Source organism: Variovorax nitratireducens (assembly GCF_051216545.1).
Classification (GTDB): Bacteria; Pseudomonadota; Gammaproteobacteria; order Burkholderiales; family Burkholderiaceae_C; genus Variovorax.
Genome location: NZ_JBPJZO010000014.1, coordinates 21,530 through 37,328, shown reverse-complemented (window position 1 = coordinate 37,328; position 15,799 = coordinate 21,530). Strand labels below are relative to the sequence as shown.

Below are 15,799 nucleotides of genomic sequence, written 5' to 3'. Positions count from 1 at the left end.
TTTGTGCACAAACTAAAATAAATGCGTAATTATTAACCCTATGCCTGATGGGTTGACTGTTGCAAGAACGCCGCCCGGCGCCCGACGCCCGGCATCAAGCCAGCATCTGGTCGACGATCAGGTGCCAGTGCGCGGCATCGACCGGCGTGATCGACAGGCGGTTGCCCTTGCGCAGCACCAGCATGTCGGCCAGTGCCGGCGTCGCGCGCAGTTCCGGCAGGGCCAGCAGGCGGGTCTTGCGCAGCGCCTGGATGTCCAGCAGCAGCCAGCGCGGGGCTTCGCGTTTGGACGCGGCGTCGTGGTAGGGCGAGGCCGGGTCGAACTGCGTTGGATCGGGCCGCGTGCCCGACGCCACGCGCGCGATGCCCGCAATGCCCGGCTCGGCGCAACTCGAGTGATAGAACAGCACGCCGTCGCCGACCTGCATGGCATCGCGCATGAAGTTGCGCGCCTGGTAGCTGCGCACCCCCGTCCACGGGACGGTGGCATCGGGTGCCGCCAGCGCATCGTCGATCGAGCACTCGTCGGGCTCGGATTTCATCAGCCAGTAGCGGGACATGGAAGCAGCTCCTTGGTGGACATCTGAACAAGCCCGGATTTTGAGCCGGCGCGGCGAATGAGGGTTTGTGCGGACGCGGTCGTCCGGCGCACCGGACGAGCGGCCGGCCCGAAGTCCGAAGCTCCGGCAGAGCGTTGGGCAGCCGCACGGCCGCGCCCCTGAAAAATCAATGACTTAGAGCGCCATGGCGTGCCTGCGCGCCATGGCATGCCCATTGCTGAAGAACAAGGTCGGCCGCGTCACCGGATGCAGGCCCCGACCATGACAAAGGAGACAGCAATGAGCACGACGGGCGACCTCGACCCTACCGAAACCAACGAATGGCTGGAAGCGCTGGGAGCGGTCCAGCAACACCGTGGCAACGAGCGAACCAACTTCCTTCTGAACCGCCTGGTGGATGAAGGGCGCCGCGAAGGCGTGTTTGTGCCGCGATCCCTGAACACGGCCTACAAGAACACGATTCCCCCCGAGCAGGAAGAGAAATCGCCCGGTGACCGCGAGATCGAGCATCGCCTGCGCTCGATCATCCGATGGAACGCCATGGCGATCATCCTGCGGGCCAACAAGGACTCGTCCGAACTCGGCGGCCACATCGCGAGCTTCCAGTCGGCGGCCACGCTCTACGACATCGGCTTCGGCCATTTCTGGCACGCGGCGACCGACACGCACGGTGGCGATCTGCTGTTCATCCAGGGGCACAGCTCGCCTGGCATCTACGCACGCGCCTTCCTCGAAGGGCGCCTGAGCGAGCAGCAGTTGCTCAACTATCGCCAGGAGGCCGATGGCGACGGCATTCCGTCCTATCCGCATCCATGGCTGATGCCGGACTTCTGGCAGTTCCCGACCGTGTCGATGGGCCTCGGGCCCTTGATGGCGATCTACCAGGCGCGCTTTCTGAAGTACCTGCACGGCCGCGGCCTGGCCGACACCACGCCGCGCAAGGTCTGGGCCTTCATGGGCGACGGCGAAATGGACGAGCCCGAATCGCTGGGCGCGATCTCGCTCGCGGGCCGTGAAAACCTCGACAACCTCGTGTTCGTCATCAACTGCAACCTGCAGCGCCTGGACGGCCCGGTGCGCGGCAACGGCAAGATCGTGCAGGAACTCGAGAGCGTGTTCCGCGGCGCCGGCTGGAACGTCATCAAGGTGCTGTGGGGCAGTGGCTGGGACAAGTTGCTCGCCAAGGACAAGAGCGGCAAGCTGCTGCAGCGCATGGAAGAGTGCGTCGACGGCGAGTACCAGGACTTCAAGAGCAAGAGCGGCGCCTACGTGCGCGAGCACTTCTTCGGCAAGTACGACGAGACGAAGGCGCTGGTCGCCGACATGAGTGACGACGAGATCTGGGGCCTCACGCGAGGCGGGCATGACCCCGAAAAAGTGTTCGCGGCCTATGCGGCGGCGGTCAAACACAAGGGCCAGCCCACCCTGATCCTGCCCAAGACCGTCAAGGGCTACGGCATGGGCGAATCGGGCGAAGGCCAGATGATCGCGCACCAGGCCAAGAAGATGACGCAGGACGCGCTGCGCGGCTTTCGCGACCGCTTCCAGATACCGGTGTCCGACGAAGACCTGCCGAACATCCCGTTCATCAAGCTCGCCGAAGACAGCCCCGAGATGAAGTACCTGCGCGCGCGGCGTGAGGCGCTCGGTGGCTACCTGCCACAGCGCCGGCGCAAGTCGGCTTCGCTCGAGATTCCGCCGCTGGCCACCTTCGAGCGGCTGCTCAAGGCCACCGGCGAGCGCGAGATCTCGACCACCATGGCCTTCGTGCAGATGCTCGGCACGCTGGTGCGCGACAAGACCATCGGCAAGCACGTGGTGCCGATCGTGCCGGACGAATCACGCACCTTCGGCATGGAAGGCATGTTCCGCCAGCTCGGCATCTACTCGTCCGTCGGCCAGCTCTACAAGCCTCAGGATGCCGACCAGCTGATGTACTACCGCGAGTCGAAGGACGGCCAGGTGCTGCAGGAAGGCATCAACGAAGGCGGTGCGATGTCCAGCTGGATCGTGGCGGCCACCTCGTACAGCACGAACAACGTGCCGATGATCCCGTTCTACATCTACTACTCGATGTTCGGGCTGCAGCGCGTAGGCGACCTGGCCTGGCTGGCCGGCGACATCCGTGCCCGCGGCTTCCTGCTGGGCGGCACGGCCGGGCGCACCACGCTCAATGGCGAAGGCCTGCAGCACGAAGACGGGCACAGCCACATCCTGGCTGGCACGATCCCCAACTGCATCTCGTACGACCCCACCTTCGCCTACGAGGTGGTGACGATCGTGCGCGAAGGCATGCGTCGCATGTACGAGCAGCAGGAGGACGTGTACTACTACATCACCCTGATGAACGAGAACTACCCGCACCCCGGCATGCCCGAGGGCAGCGAGGCGGGCATTCTCAAGGGGCTCTATCAGCTGAGCGATGGCGGCAAGACGGCGAAGAAAGGCCACCGCGTGCAGCTCATGGGCAGCGGCACCATCCTGCGCGAGGTGATGTTCGCCGCCGAGCTGCTGAAAAACGACTTCGGCATCGCTGCCGACGTGTGGAGCGCCACCAGCTACAACGAGCTGCGCCGTGATGGCATGGCGGCCGAACGCTGGAGCCGGCTGCACCCAACCGAGCCCGCGCGCAAGAGCCATGTCGAGCAATGCCTCGAAGGGCACGAGGGCCCCGTGATCGCCGCCACCGACTACATGCGCAACTATGCCGACCAGGTGCGCGAGTACATCCAGGCTTCGGGCCGCCGCTATACCGTGCTCGGCACCGACGGCTTCGGCCGCAGCGACTACCGCCGGAAGCTGCGCCGCTTCTTCGAAGTGGACCGCTGGCACGTTGCCGTGGCCGCGCTCAAGGCGCTGGCCGACGACGGGGTGATCAAGCCCGCCGTCGTGGCCGACGCGATCAGGAAATACGGACTCGACGCCGAACGTGCGGCCCCCTGGACTGTCTGAGGCGAGGCAAGACATGAGCAACTCAATCGAAATCAAGGTTCCGGACATCGGTGACTTCAAGGATGTGCCGGTCATCGAAATCTTCGTGAAGCCCGGCGACACGGTGAAGGCCGAGGACGCGCTGGTCTCGCTCGAATCCGACAAGGCGACGATGGAGGTGCCCGCGCCGCGCGGCGGCGTGGTGCAGTCCATTGCCGTGAAGCTGGGCGACAAGGTCAGCGAAGGCAGCGTGATCATGAGCTTCGCGGCCGAGGGCGATGCAGCGGCGCCGACCGTGGCCGTCAAGCCCAGTGTCAGCGCGCCGCCTTCGCCGGTGAATGCGCCGGCCGGGCTGGCCGAGGTGCGGGTGCCCGACATCGGCGAATTCAAGGACGTTCCGGTGATCGAGATCTTCGTCAAGGTCGGCGACACGGTGAAGGCCGAGGATCCGCTGGTCTCGCTCGAATCCGACAAGGCGACGATGGACGTGCCTGCGCCACTGTCCGGCGTGGTGCAGGCAATCACCATCAAGATCGGCGACAAGGTCAGCGAAGGCTCGGTGATCCTTTCGCTGGCGACCGGCGATGCGCCGGTGGCGTCCGCGGCGACGGCACCTGCCGCCGCTGCACAGGCCGCCGCCGCACCGGCCGCGGCGCCCGCATCCGCCGGCGCCGCAATCGACGAAGCGGCGTTCGCGCTGGCCTATGCAGGCCCTGCCGTGCGCAAGCTGGCGCGCGAACTCGGCGTGGATCTGGGCAGGGTCAAGGGCAGTGCCGAACACGGGCGCATCGTGCGTGCCGACGTCGAGGCCTTTGCCAAGGGCGGTGGCGCTGCAGCCGCCGCGCCTGCTGCCGGCAAGGCCGCCGCGCCCGCCGGTAGCGGCGGAGGTGGCGGCCTCGACCTGCTGCCGTGGCCCAAGGTCGACTTCGCCAAGTTCGGCCCTACCGAGCGCAAGGAACTGTCACGCATCAAGAAGATCAGCGCCGCCAACCTGCATCGCAACTGGGTCGTCATTCCGCACGTGACGACGCACGACGAGGCCGACATCACCGATCTCGAGCAGTTCCGCGTGCAGATGAACAAGGAGCTGGAGAAGTCGGGCGTCAAGATCAGCATGCTGCCTTTCATGATGAAGGCGGCGGTCGCTGCGCTGAAGAAGTTCCCCGAGTTCAACGCGAGCCTGGACGGCGACGCGCTGGTGCTGAAGAACTACTGGCACATCGGCTTCGCGGCCGACACGCCCAACGGCCTGATGGTGCCGGTGATCCGCGACGTCGACAAGAAGAGCGTGCCCGACATCGCCAAGGAGATGGGCGAGCTCGCCAAGCTCGCCCGCGACGGCAAGCTCAAGCCCGACCAGATGTCGGGCGGCACCTTCACCATCAGCTCGCTCGGCGGCATCGGCGGCATCTACTTCACGCCGATCATCAACGCGCCCGAGGTGGCCATCATGGGCGTGTGCAAGAGCTACTGGAAGCAGCACTCGGTCGATGGCAAGACCTATGCGTCGCGGCTCACGCTGCCACTGTCCCTGTCATGGGATCACCGCGTGATCGACGGCGCTGCCGCCGCGCGCTTCAACGTCTATTTCGCCAACGTGCTCGCCGATCTGCGGCGCGTGCTGTTCTGAAGGGGGCTGACAAATGGTCAATCTGGTGGAAGTCAAAGTCCCCGACATCGGCGACTTCAAGGATGTCGCGATCATCGAGTTGCTGGTCAAGCCCGGCGAAGTCATCGCGGTCGATACCGGCCTGATCATGGTGGAGTCCGACAAGGCGTCGATGGAGATTCCGTCCACCCATGCCGGCACCATCAGGGAACTGAAGGTCAAGCTCGGCGACAAGGTCAGCGAGGGCTCGGTGATCCTGGTGGTGGAGGCCGCGGGTGCTTCTTCATCTTCCCCTCCCCCTGCGGGGGAGGGCAGGGTGGGGGCAACTGCTTCTACACAGGCCGCGACTGGTGGGCAGGTGCCCCCACCTTCAACTGGAGGGGGTGGGAGCCGAACCGCAGCCGCGGGTAGCTACGCCGGCAAGGTCGACGTCGAATGCGAGGTGCTCGTGCTCGGCGCCGGCCCCGGCGGCTACTCGGCGGCGTTCCGCAGCGCCGACCTCGGCATGAAGACCGTGCTGGTGGAGCGCTACGCCACGCTCGGTGGCGTGTGCCTGAACGTCGGCTGCATCCCGTCGAAGGCGCTGCTGCACACCGCGAGCGTGATGGACGAGGTCAAGTCGCTCGGCCATCACGGCATCAAGTACGCGGCACCCGAAGTCGACATCGATGCGCTGCGCGGTTTCAAGGACGGCGTCATCAAGAAGCTCACCGGCGGCCTGGCTGGCATGGCCAAGGCGCGCAAGGTCGAGGTCGCTACCGGCGTCGGCAGCTTCCTCGATGCGCACCACGTCGAAGTGGTGGGCGAGGGCGGCGCGAAGAAGGTGGTCAGGTTTGCCAAGGCCATCATCGCCGCCGGCAGCCAGGCCGTGAAGCTCCCGTTCATGCCCGAGGACGAGCGCGTGGTCGACTCCACCGGTGCGCTGCTGCTCAAGAGCATTCCGAAGCGCATGCTGGTGGTGGGCGGCGGCATCATCGGGCTGGAGATGGCGACGGTCTACTCCACGCTCGGCACGCGCATCGACGTGGTCGAGATGCTCGACGGCCTGATGCAGGGCGCCGACCGCGACCTTGTCAAGGTGTGGGAGAAGGTCAATGCCCCGCGTTTCGACAACGTGATGCTCAAAACCAAGACCGTCGGCGCCAAGGCGACCAAGGCCGGCATCGAGGTCAGCTTCGAAGGCGAGAAAGCGCCCAAGGAGCCGCAGCACTACGACCTGGTGCTGGTGGCCGTGGGTCGCAGCCCGAACGGCAACAAGATCGGGGCCGACAAGGCCGGCGTGGCCGTGACGGATCGCGGCTTCATCAATGTCGACAAGCAGATGCGCACCAACGTGCCGCACATCTTCGCCATCGGCGACATCGTCGGCCAGCCGATGCTGGCCCACAAGGCGGTGCACGAAGCGCATGTGGCGGCCGAAGCGGCGCATGGCGAGGCAGCCTTCTTCGATGCGAGGCAGATTCCATCGGTGGCCTACACCGACCCGGAAGTCGCCTGGGCCGGCAAAACCGAGGAGCAGTGCAAGGCGGAGGGCATCAAGATCGGCAAGGCGGTGTTCCCGTGGGCGGCCTCGGGCCGGGCCATCGCCAACGGGCGCGACGAGGGTTTCACCAAGCTGCTGTTCGACGAGGCCACGCACCGTATCGTCGGCGGCGCCATCGTCGGCACTCATGCGGGCGACCTGATCAGCGAGGTCTGCCTGGCCATCGAGATGGGCTGCGAGCCGGGCGACATCGGCAAGACCATCCACCCGCATCCGACGCTGGGCGAATCGATCGGCATGGCGGCCGAACTGTTCGAAGGCGTGTGCACCGACCTGCCGCCGGTAAAGAAGAAGTAGGCCGCACGCCATGGCGCTTCAACTTGCCTTCGAGGCGCTCGGTGCGGGGCCGCCGGTGGTGATCCTGCACGGGCTGTTCGGTGCCGGCCGCAACTGGATGCACGTCGCGCAATCGCTGGCGGCGCACTACCGTGTCTACCTGCCCGACGCGCGCAACCACGGTGCCTCGCCGTGGGCCGAAACCATGTCGTACCCCGAGATGGCGCTCGACGTGGCGGCGTTGATCGAACGCGAGCAACTGCAGCAGCCGTTCGTGATCGGCCACAGCATGGGCGGCAAGACCGCGATGGCCCTGGCGCTCGGCCATCCACAGTCCGTCGGCGGTGTCGCGGTGATCGACATTGCGCCCGAGGACTATGCGGACCAGTTCTCGTCCTACGTGTCTGCCATGCGCGGTCTGGATCTGGCGGCAGCGACCCGGCGCCGCGAAATCCGCCAGGCCCTGGCGGACAGCCTCAGCCCCGAGGCGCCGGTCGACTTCCTGATGCAGAACCTGCGGCGCCAGGGCGACCGCTTCGACTGGCGGCTCAACCTGCTGGCCACCGCCGTGTGCATGCGCGAGCTCTGCGGGTTTCCCGCGGCGTTGCGGCAGGAGAGTTATGACGGCCCGGCGCTGTTCCTCGCCGGCGCGGATTCCGATTACGTGCGGCCCGACTCGCTGGCCGGCATCCGGGCGTGCTTCCCCGGTGCGCAGCTGGAGCGCATCGCCGATGCCGGCCACTGGGTGCACGCAGACCAGCCGCAGGCGCTGTCGTGCGGACTGCACGAGTGGCTGGGCGATGCGTGCGCCATCGCCTTCACTGAATCCCCGCGCCGAGCCGGATGCCACTGACAACCAAAAAACACGGAGACAACCCATGTCCGACAACCTGCGCGAAGCCGCACTCGACTACCACCGCTACCCGACGCCCGGCAAGATCTCGGTGAACCCGACCAAGCCGATGGCCACGCAGCGCGACCTCGCGCTCGCGTACTCGCCCGGCGTGGCCGACGCGTGCATGGAGATCGTGCGCGACCCGGCGGAGGCGATGAACCTCACCTCGCGCGCTAACCTCGTGGCCGTGATCACCAACGGCACGGCGGTGCTGGGCCTGGGCAACATCGGCCCGCTGGCCGGCAAGCCCGTGATGGAGGGCAAGGGTTGCCTGTTCAAGAAGTTCGCCGGCATCGACGTCTTCGATATAGAGCTCGACGAGAACGATCCGGACGCGCTGATCGACACCATCGCGCGGATGGAGCCCACCTTCGGCGGCATCAACCTCGAAGACATCAAGGCGCCCGAGTGCTTCTACATCGAGAAGAAGCTGCGCGAGCGCATGAAGATTCCGGTGTTCCATGACGACCAGCACGGCACCGCCATCGTCGCGGCGGCCGCCATCCTCAACGCGCTGCGGCATGTGAAGAAGGACATTGGCGAGGTCAAGCTGGTGGCCTCGGGTGCCGGCGCCGCGGCCCTGGCCTGCCTGGATCTGATCGTCAGCCTCGGCCTGCCGATGCGCAATATTTTCGTGTCCGACAGCCTGGGCGTGGTCTACACCGGCCGCAAGGAGCAGATGGATCCGAACAAGGCCCGCTATGCGCAGGACACGCCAGCGCGCAAGCTCGCCGATGTCATCGGCGGGGCCGACATCTTCCTCGGCCTCTCGGCCGGCGGGGTGCTCAAGCCGGAGATGGTCAAGGAGATGGCGCGCGATCCGATCATCCTGGCCATGGCCAATCCGACGCCGGAGATCCTGCCGGAAGACGCGCTGGCGGTGCGCCCCGACGCCATCCTCGGCACCGGCCGGTCGGACTACCCGAACCAGGTCAACAACGTGCTGTGCTTTCCGTTCATCTTCCGCGGTGCGCTCGATGTCGGCGCCACCACCATCAACGAAGAGATGAAGCTCGCCGCAGTACGTGCCATCGCCGAGCTCGCGCATGCCGAGATCCCCGAAGTCGTGGCCCAGGCCTATGGCGCCGTCGGCCTGCGCTTCGGGCGTGACTACCTGATTCCCAAGCCCTTCGACCCGCGCCTGATCGAGGCAGTCGCGCCCGCCGTCGCCCAGGCCGCGGTGGACAGCGGCGTGGCGACCCGGCCGATTGCCGACATGCCGGCCTACCGGCAGCGCCTGTCGCAGTTCGTCTACCAGTCGGGCAGCAGCATGCAGCCGCTGTTCGCGGCGGCCAAGCAGTCGCCCAAGCGCGTGGTCTATGCCGAAGGCGAGGACGAGCGCGTGCTGCGCGCCGCGCAGGTGGTGGTCGACGAAGGCCTCGCACGGCCGCTCCTGCTCGGGCGTCCCGACGTGATCGCCGAGCGCATCTCCCAGTTCGGCTTGCGCCTCACGCTCGGCACCGATTGCGAAGCTGTCGACCTGCTCGACCCTGCCGTCCACGGCGATGCGGCCGAGGCCTACTACCAGCTCAAGCGCCGCGACGGCGTATCGCGCCTTGTGGCGCAGACCGAGATGCGCAGCCGCGGCACGCTGCTCGCGGCGATGCTGGTGCGCCAGGGCCGTGCCGACGCCATGCTGTGCGGCACGCTCGGCGGCTACGGCGACCACCTGCGCCATGTGCGCGACGTGATCGGCCTGCGCGCCGGCGCAAGGACCATGGCCGCCATGCAGATGCTGATGCTGCCGGGCCGCCAGCTCTTCATCTGTGACACGCACGTCAACCGCGACCCCGACGCGGCGCAGATCGCCGAGATCACGCTGCTCGCGGCCGAAGAGGTGCGCCGCTTCGGCGTGACGCCGAGCGTGGCGCTCTTGTCGCACTCGAACTTCGGCGCCTCCGACGCGGCCTCGGCCGTGAAGATGCGCGAGGCGCTCGCGCTCATCAAGGCGAGCGATCCTCAGCTCGCGGTGGAAGGCGAGATGCGCGGCGACGCGGCGCTGTCCAAGTCGATCCTCGACCACGAGTTCCCGGACTCGGCGCTGCAGACCGAAGCCAACGTGCTCATCATGCCCAACGTCGATGCGGCCAACATCTCGTACAACCTGCTGCGCATGGCGGCCGGCAGCGGCATCACGGTGGGCGGCATCCTGCTGGGCGCGGCACGCTCGGTGCACATCCTCACGCCGTCGTCCACGGTGCGCCGCATCGTCAACATGACCGCGCTGGCGGTGGTCGATGCCAACTCGCAGCGCAACGCGGCCTGACGAAGGCACGGCCATGAACGACACCGCAGTGCTCCACGGCCCGCAGCGCGGCGCCGCCAAGACGCGCCGGATCCCGATCCGCGTGGCCGAGGCGGGCCCGGCACTGCCAAAGCCCGGCTGGATCCGCGTGCGCGTCTCGCAGAGCGAGAGCTTCCGCGAAGTCAAGCGCACGCTGCGCGAGGCCAGCCTGCACACCGTGTGCGAAGAGGCTTCGTGCCCGAACATAGGCGAATGCTTCAGCAAGGGGACGGCCACCTTCATGGTGCTGGGCGACCTCTGCACGCGCCGCTGTCCGTTCTGCGACGTGGCCCACGGCCGCCCGCAGCCGCCTGATCCGCAGGAGGCGCAGCACCTGGCCGACACCGTGGCGCGGCTGCGCCTGAAGTACGTGGTGATCACCAGCGTCGACCGCGACGACCTGCGCGACGGCGGCGCGGCGCACTTCGCCGCATGCATCCGCGCGGTGCGCGCGCAGTCGCCCGGCACGCAGATCGAAGTGCTGGTGCCCGACTTCCGCGGCCGCGCCGAGGTGGCGCTCGACATCCTGGCGGCCGATCCGCCCGACGTGATGAACCACAACCTCGAGACGGTGCCGCGCCTGTACCGCCAGGCACGCCCTGGCGCCGACTACCTGCACTCGCTGCAGTTGCTGCAGTCGTTCCGCGCGCGCTGCCCCGCGGTGCCCACCAAGTCCGGCCTGATGCTGGGCCTGGGCGAAACCGACGACGAAGTGCTCGACGTGATGCGCGACCTGCGCCGCCACGGCGTGGACATGCTCACCGTCGGCCAGTACCTGCAGCCGCGCCCCGGCAACCTGCCGGTGGAGCGCTACGTCGCACCCGAGCAGTTCGAAACCCTTGCGCAGCAGGCGCACGCCATGGGCTTTGCCCATGCCGCCTGCGGACCGCTCGTGCGGTCGAGTTACCACGCCGACCGGCAGGCGCAAGCCGCCGGCGTCTGAAATTTTCTAGGAGACACCCGTGGACCACCAACCCGTAGCCAAGCCCTTTTACAAGTCCCTGTACTTCCAGGTCATCACGGCGATCGTCATCGGCGTCCTGCTGGGGCATTTCTACCCCGACACCGGCGCGGCGATGAAACCGCTGGGAGACGGCTTTATCAAGCTGATCAAGATGATCATCGCGCCGATCATCTTCTGCACCGTCGTGGTCGGCATTGCCGGCATGGAAGACATGAAGAAGGTCGGCAAGACCGGCGGCCTGGCCCTGCTGTACTTCGAGATCGTGAGCTCGATCGCTCTCGTCGTCGGGCTGGTGATCATCAACATCGTGCGGCCCGGCGCGGGCATGAACGTGGACGTGAGCCAGCTCGACACCAAGAGCATCGCGGCCTACACCGGCCCCGGCAAGATGCAGAGCACCACAGACTTCCTGCTCAACGTGATCCCGAACACGGTGGTCGACGCCTTCGCCAAGGGCGAGATCCTGCAGGTGCTGCTGATCGCCGTGATGTTCGGCTTCGCGCTGCACAAGTTCGGCGGCCGCGGCACGCTGGTGTTCGACGTGATCGAGAAGGGCTCGCATGTGCTCTTCGTGATCGTGGGCTACATCATGAAGGTCGCGCCGATCGGCGCCTTCGGTGCCATGGCCTTCACCATAGGCAAGTACGGCGTGAGCTCGCTGCTGCAGCTCGGCCAGCTGATGGCCACCTTCTACCTCACCTGCCTGCTGTTCATTTTTGTCATTCTGGGCGGGATAGCGAGGGCTCACGGCTTCTCGATCTGGAAGTTCATCAAGTACATCAAGGAAGAGCTGCTGATCGTGCTGGGCACCTCGTCGTCGGAGTCAGTGCTGCCGCGCATGATGGCCAAGCTGGAGAACCTGGGCGCCAAGAAGTCGGTGGTCGGCCTGGTGGTGCCCACGGGCTATTCGTTCAACCTCGACGGCACCTCGATCTACCTGACGATGGCGGCCGTGTTCATCGCGCAGGCTACCAACACCGACATGACGCTCGGCCAGCAGCTCACGCTGCTGCTGGTGCTGCTGCTGACCTCGAAGGGTGCGGCCGGCGTGACGGGCAGCGGCTTCATTGTGCTGGCGGCCACGCTGTCGGCCGTGGGCCATGTGCCGGTGGCCGGCCTCGCGCTGATCCTGGGCATCGACCGCTTCATGTCGGAGGCGCGCGCGCTCACCAACCTGATCGGCAACGGCGTCGCGACGCTCGTGGTGGCCAAGTGGACCGGCGACCTCGACACCGACCGCATGAACCGGCACCTGAACCAGGAGACCTCGGCCGAAGCGGACGAGCCCGAAGAGGTGCTCGACGCGACCGAGGCGCACATGCCCGCCGGTTCGGCCCGCTGACCGCCGTCATCCCTTCGTTCCGGCGCCGCACCCACCATGCGCAACCCTGATTCGAAGCACCAGGTCGTCATCGTCGGCGGCGGCGCCGGCGGGCTGGAGCTCGCCACGCGCCTCGGCGATTCGCTGGGCAAGCACGGCGAGGCGGACATCACGCTGATCGACAAGAACCGCACGCACGTGTGGAAGCCGAAGCTGCACGAGATCGCCTCCGGCAGCATGGACATGAGCGCGCACGAAGTCGACTACCTCGCCCAGGCGCACTGGCACCGTTTCCGGTTCCGGCTTGGCGAGCTGACGGCGATCGACCGCGAGCGGCGCGAAGTGCACGTGGCGCCCTATCTGGACGACGAAGGCCGGCTGGTCACCCCCGCGCGCTCCTTCGCCTACGACACGCTGGTGGTTTCAGTTGGCAGCCTGAGCAACGATTTCGGCACGCCCGGCGTGCGCGACCACGCGCTCAGGCTCGAATCGAAGGTGGACGCGCAGCGCTTTCACGCGCGCATGGTCAATGCCTGCATCCGCGCGCATGCCCAGACCACGCCGTTGCGGCCGGAGCAGTTGCATGTGGCGATCATCGGTGCCGGCGCCACCGGTGTCGAACTGGCCGCCGAGCTGCACCGCACCACGCGCGAGGTCGTGGCCTACGGGCTGGATCGCGTGGATGCCGAGAAGGACATCCAGGTCAGCGTCATCGAGGCCGCGGATCGCGTGTTGCCGGCGCTGCCACCGCGCATGTCGGCAGCGACCGAAGCGCTGCTGCGCAAGCTCGGCGTGGATGTCCACACCTCGGCCAAGGTGGCCGAGGTTCTGCCCGAAGGCGTGCGCCTGGCCGACGGCAGAACCTTGCCAGCCGAGCTGGTGGTGTGGGCTGCCGGGGTCAAGGCGCCCGACTTGCTGAAGGAGATCGCGGGGCTGGAAACCAACCGCAGCAACCAGCTGGTGGTGCTGCCGACCTTGCAGACGACGCGCGACCCGGACATCTTTGCCATGGGCGACTGTGCGCAGTGCGCCTGGCCCGAGGCCAATGACGGCAAGGGTGGCTTCGTGCCGCCGCGCGCGCAGGCGGCCCACCAGCAGGCTTCGCACGTCGCGATGCAGATCCGGCGCCGCATGGCCGGCAAGCCGCTCAAGAACTACCGCTACCGCGACTTCGGATCGCTCGTGTCGCTCGGCGAATTCAGCACCGTGGGCAACATGATGGGCGGCCTGATCGGCGGCAACCTGATGATCGAAGGCAGCTTCGCGCGCCTGATGTACATCTCGCTCTACAAGATGCACGAGCTGGCATTGCACGGCTTCGTCAAGGTCGCGCTCGACACGCTCGCACGCCTGATCACGCGGCGCACCGAACCCCACGTCAAGCTGCACTGAGCCGTGCAGCCTGCCATTTCATTCGCAACCCAAGGAGACTCTCGTGACAGACGATATCGTGATTGTGGCGGCCCAACGCACGGCGGTGGGCAAGTTCGGCGGTGCGCTCGCCGGTACCTCGGCGGTGGACCTGGGCGCCCATGTGGTGAAGGGGCTGCTCGCCCGGGCCGGCGTGCCGGGTGATGCGGTCTCCGAGGTCATCATGGGCCAGGTGCTGGCCGCCGGCGCGGGCCAGAACCCGGCGCGCCAGACCGTAATCAAGGCCGGCCTGCCCATCGGCGTGCCGGGCCTGACCATCAACGCCGTCTGCGGCTCGGGCCTGAAGGCGGTGATGCTTGCAGCGCAAGCGGTTGCCACGGGTGACAGCGAGATCGTGATCGCCGGGGGCCAGGAGAACATGAGCGCCGCGCCACACGTGCTGCCGAACTCGCGCAACGGCCAGCGCATGGGCGACTGGAAGCTGGTGGACACGATGATCGTGGACGGCCTGTGGGACGTCTACAACCAGTACCACATGGGCATCACGGCCGAGAACGTGGCCAAGAAGTACGGCATCACGCGCGACATGCAGGACGCACTGGCCCTGGCCTCCCAGGAGAAGGCCGCGGCGGCGCAGGACGCCGGCCGCTTCGGCGACGAGATCCTGCCCTTCAGCATTGCGCAGAAGAAGGGCGACCCGATCGTCTTCGACAAAGACGAGTTTATTAACCGCAAGACCAATGCCGATGGCCTGGCCGGCCTGCGCCCGGCGTTCGACAAGGCCGGCGGCGTGACCGCCGGCAACGCCTCGGGCCTGAACGACGGCGCTGCCGCCGTGATGGTGATGACGGCCAGGAAGGCTGCTGCGCTCGGCCTGCAGCCGCTGGCCGCGATCCGCGCCTATGCGACCGCCGGCCTCGACCCGTCGCTGATGGGCATGGGCCCAGTGCCCGCCTCGCAACTGGCCCTCAAGAAAGCCGGCTGGAAGGCGCAAGACCTGGATCTCATGGAGATCAACGAAGCCTTCGCGGCGCAGGCCTGCGCGGTCAACCGCGAGATGGACTGGGACACCAGCAAGATCAACGTCAACGGTGGCGCCATCGCCATCGGTCACCCCATCGGGGCCTCGGGCTGCCGCGTGCTGGTGACGCTGCTGCATGAGATGCGCCGCCGCGGCGCGAACAAGGGCCTGGCGTCGCTCTGCATCGGCGGCGGCATGGGCGTGGCGCTAGCGGTTGAACGCGCCTGAACCAGTTTTTTTGTCACACAACGAGGAGCACATCAATGAGCGAACAACAAGGCAAGCAGCAAGTGGTGCTGGTCACCGGTGGCATGGGGGGCCTCGGCGAGACGATCTCCACCAAGATGGTGGACGCGGGCTACAAGCTCGCGGTGACCTACTCGCCGGGCAACAAGACGCATGCGGACTGGGTGGCGCAGATGAAGGGGCGCGGCTACGAGATCCTGGCCGTGCCCTGCGACGTGGCCGACTACGAATCGTGCACGCAGGCGGTGGCCGCGGTGGTCGCGAAGCTGGGCCCGGTCGACGTGCTGGTCAACAACGCCGGCATCACGCGCGACATGACCTTCAAGAAGATGGATCGCGTCAACTGGGACGCCGTGCTGCGCACCAACCTCGACAGCCTGTTCAACATGAGCAAGCAGGTCGCCGACGGCATGGTCGATCGCGGCTGGGGCCGCATCATCAATGTCTCGTCGGTGAACGGCTCCAAGGGCGCGTTCGGCCAGACCAACTATTCCGCGGCCAAGGCCGGCGTGCACGGTTTCACCAAGGCACTCGCGCTCGAGGTGGCGAAGAAGGGCGTTACCGTCAACACGATCTCGCCTGGCTACATCGGCACGAAGATGGTCACGGCGATCCCCAAGGAAGTGCTGGACAGCAAGATCCTGCCGCACATCCCGGTCGGCCGGCTCGGCAAGCCCGAGGAAGTGGCGGGCCTGATCATCTACCTCGCATCGGAAGAAGCGGCATTCGTCACCGGTGCCAACATCGCCATCAACGGCGGTCAGCACATGCAATGAGCA

Annotated in this window: 11 protein-coding genes; 10 read left to right on the top strand and 1 reads right to left on the bottom strand. The window is 66.8% G+C overall.

Annotated elements, in window-relative coordinates:
* Positions 1-94: 94 nt before the first annotated feature.
* Positions 95-559 carry an EVE domain-containing protein gene (locus ACSFA8_RS24160; RefSeq protein WP_435482015.1) on the bottom strand — a complete coding sequence of 155 codons (465 nt, stop codon included), beginning with the start codon at positions 557-559 and terminating at the stop codon, positions 95-97.
* A gap of 279 nt (positions 560-838) precedes the next feature.
* On the opposite strand from ACSFA8_RS24160, the gene aceE reads away from it, so the two are divergent.
* From aceE to phbB, 10 genes are read left to right on the top strand one after another with little or no spacing between them, the layout of a single operon-like run.
* Positions 839-3,511, top strand: coding sequence for a pyruvate dehydrogenase (acetyl-transferring), homodimeric type (gene aceE / locus ACSFA8_RS24155; protein ID WP_435482014.1), 2,673 nt, complete (start codon positions 839-841; stop codon positions 3,509-3,511).
* Between the two features lie 13 nt (positions 3,512-3,524).
* Complete coding sequence (aceF, locus tag ACSFA8_RS24150; RefSeq protein WP_435482013.1) at positions 3,525-5,120, top strand: dihydrolipoyllysine-residue acetyltransferase; 1,596 nt, start codon at positions 3,525-3,527, stop codon at positions 5,118-5,120.
* 13 nt (positions 5,121-5,133) lie between these two features.
* Positions 5,134-6,939 (top strand): dihydrolipoyl dehydrogenase, encoded by a 1,806-nt coding sequence (gene lpdA / locus ACSFA8_RS24145; RefSeq protein ID WP_435482012.1) that lies wholly within the window; start codon positions 5,134-5,136, stop codon positions 6,937-6,939.
* A 10-nt stretch (positions 6,940-6,949) separates the two neighbouring features.
* Positions 6,950-7,771 carry an alpha/beta fold hydrolase gene (locus ACSFA8_RS24140; protein ID WP_435482011.1) on the top strand — a complete coding sequence of 274 codons (822 nt, stop codon included), beginning with the start codon at positions 6,950-6,952 and terminating at the stop codon, positions 7,769-7,771.
* Positions 7,772-7,796: 25 nt separating this feature from the next.
* Complete coding sequence (locus ACSFA8_RS24135; RefSeq protein ID WP_435482010.1) at positions 7,797-10,079, top strand: NADP-dependent malic enzyme; 2,283 nt, start codon at positions 7,797-7,799, stop codon at positions 10,077-10,079.
* A gap of 13 nt (positions 10,080-10,092) precedes the next feature.
* Positions 10,093-11,040: a lipoyl synthase gene (gene lipA / locus ACSFA8_RS24130; protein WP_435482009.1), complete on the top strand. Its 948-nt coding sequence runs from the start codon at positions 10,093-10,095 to the stop codon at positions 11,038-11,040.
* Between the two features lie 19 nt (positions 11,041-11,059).
* Positions 11,060-12,403 carry a dicarboxylate/amino acid:cation symporter gene (locus ACSFA8_RS24125; protein WP_435482008.1) on the top strand — a complete coding sequence of 448 codons (1,344 nt, stop codon included), beginning with the start codon at positions 11,060-11,062 and terminating at the stop codon, positions 12,401-12,403.
* Positions 12,404-12,439: 36 nt separating this feature from the next.
* The gene (locus ACSFA8_RS24120) at positions 12,440-13,774 is read left to right on the top strand and encodes an NAD(P)/FAD-dependent oxidoreductase (RefSeq protein ID WP_435482007.1); all 1,335 of its coding nucleotides are present in this window, start codon (positions 12,440-12,442) and stop codon (positions 13,772-13,774) included.
* A gap of 43 nt (positions 13,775-13,817) precedes the next feature.
* Positions 13,818-15,002: an acetyl-CoA C-acetyltransferase gene (locus ACSFA8_RS24115; protein WP_435482006.1), complete on the top strand. Its 1,185-nt coding sequence runs from the start codon at positions 13,818-13,820 to the stop codon at positions 15,000-15,002.
* 35 nt (positions 15,003-15,037) lie between these two features.
* Complete coding sequence (gene phbB / locus ACSFA8_RS24110; protein ID WP_435482005.1) at positions 15,038-15,796, top strand: acetoacetyl-CoA reductase; 759 nt, start codon at positions 15,038-15,040, stop codon at positions 15,794-15,796.
* The last annotated feature ends 3 nt before the right edge of the window (positions 15,797-15,799 follow it).

Coding starts and splice junctions, on each gene's coding strand:
- ACSFA8_RS24160 (WP_435482015.1), bottom strand. CDS start 559: ATGTCCCGCTACTGGCTGATGAAATCCGAGCCCGACGAGTGCTCGATC.
- aceE (WP_435482014.1), top strand. CDS start 839: ATGAGCACGACGGGCGACCTCGACCCTACCGAAACCAACGAATGGCTG.
- aceF (WP_435482013.1), top strand. CDS start 3,525: ATGAGCAACTCAATCGAAATCAAGGTTCCGGACATCGGTGACTTCAAG.
- lpdA (WP_435482012.1), top strand. CDS start 5,134: ATGGTCAATCTGGTGGAAGTCAAAGTCCCCGACATCGGCGACTTCAAG.
- ACSFA8_RS24140 (WP_435482011.1), top strand. CDS start 6,950: ATGGCGCTTCAACTTGCCTTCGAGGCGCTCGGTGCGGGGCCGCCGGTG.
- ACSFA8_RS24135 (WP_435482010.1), top strand. CDS start 7,797: ATGTCCGACAACCTGCGCGAAGCCGCACTCGACTACCACCGCTACCCG.
- lipA (WP_435482009.1), top strand. CDS start 10,093: ATGAACGACACCGCAGTGCTCCACGGCCCGCAGCGCGGCGCCGCCAAG.
- ACSFA8_RS24120 (WP_435482007.1), top strand. CDS start 12,440: ATGCGCAACCCTGATTCGAAGCACCAGGTCGTCATCGTCGGCGGCGGC.
- phbB (WP_435482005.1), top strand. CDS start 15,038: ATGAGCGAACAACAAGGCAAGCAGCAAGTGGTGCTGGTCACCGGTGGC.